Annotated in this window: 1 protein-coding gene; it reads left to right on the top strand. The window is 66.0% G+C overall.

Going from position 1 to position 949, the window contains the following annotated elements:
- Positions 1-949 (top strand): signaling recognition particle receptor family protein (locus tag ENZ74_RS33015; protein ID WP_245471064.1); only part of this gene is annotated, 949 nt, incomplete at both ends.

Here is a 949-nt window from a genome sequence, read left to right as displayed (position 1 = left end):
GCCGAAATCGCACCTCCCATTCGCCAGCCTGCGCCGATCGAATCGCAGCCGGTCATTGCGGAAATTGCGCCCGAGCCGCAGCCTCTTCCACCACCCGCGCCGGAGCCGAAAGCCGCCCCCGGCAAGGTGACCGTCACCAAGAAGGTCGAGCAGAAGGCCGAGCCGCAAAAAGCGCCGGAGCCGGCACCGAGGCGCTCTTGGTTCCAGCGCATGAAGGACGGGCTTGCCCGCTCGTCCAAGGAACTGACCGGCAACATTGCCGGCGTCTTCACCAAGCGCAAGCTGGACGAAGAGACTTTGCAGGACCTGGAGGATGTGCTGATCCGCGCCGATCTCGGCATGGAGACCGCCTTGCGCGTTACCGACGCGCTGGCCGCCAGCCGCTACGGCAAGGACGTTTCCGACACCGAGGTCCGCGCCATCATGGCGGCCGAGGTGGAAAAAGTGCTGACCCATGTCGCCATGCCGCTGGAGCTCGACCTCTCGCACAAGCCGCATGTCATCCTGGTGGTTGGCGTCAACGGCACCGGCAAGACCACCACCATCGGCAAGCTCGCCGCCAAGCTGACCGATGGCGGCCTGTCGGTCATGCTCGCCGCCGGCGACACGTTCCGCGCGGCAGCCATCGAGCAGCTGAAGATCTGGGGCGAGCGGACGAAATCGCCGGTCATCGCCTCCAAGCTCGGCGCCGATGCCGCCGGCCTTGCCTATGATGCATTCGAGCGGGCGAAAGAGGCCGGCTCCGACGTGCTGATCATCGACACCGCCGGCCGTCTGCAGAACAAGACCGAACTGATGGCCGAGCTCGAAAAGATCGTCCGCGTGCTCGGCAAGCTCGATCCGGAAGCGCCGCACACCGTGCTGCAGACGGTCGACGCCACCACCGGCCAGAACGCGCTCAACCAGGTCGAGATCTTCCGCAATGTCGCCGGCGTCAACGGCCTGGTGA

Origin of the sequence: Mesorhizobium sp. M7A.F.Ca.CA.002.15.2.1, assembly GCF_003998715.1 — a bacterium.
GTDB lineage: Bacteria > Pseudomonadota > Alphaproteobacteria > Rhizobiales > Rhizobiaceae > Mesorhizobium > Mesorhizobium ciceri.
This window is presented reverse-complemented; position numbering and strand designations above follow the sequence as displayed.